General features: G+C 40.0%; 1 pseudogene. It reads left to right on the top strand.

From position 1 onward, the window contains the following. Window positions 1-255 (top strand): annotated as a pseudogene (locus tag M3183_RS26935) (AAA family ATPase); the annotation flags it as partial.

Here is a 255-nt window from a genome sequence, read left to right on the forward strand (position 1 = left end):
TTAACTTTCAAATGGATTCTACGAATCCCTTTATCTTAATTTTAGCTGGCTTACCATATTTAAAGACTCGCTTGGCGTTAAACCATCATCGACCACTTGCACAAAGAATCATAATGAAGTATGAAATCGAGCCGTTAAATGGAGAAGAAGTTTCCGATTATATTCACCACCATATGAAATTGGCGGGTGCAAAAATCCCCATTTTTACAGAAAACGCTATTGAAGCTATTGCATCCCGCTCTCAGGGCTGGCCGC

The sequence above is a fragment of the Neobacillus mesonae genome (assembly GCF_023715155.1).
GTDB lineage: Bacteria > Bacillota > Bacilli > Bacillales > Cytobacillaceae > Neobacillus > Neobacillus mesonae_A.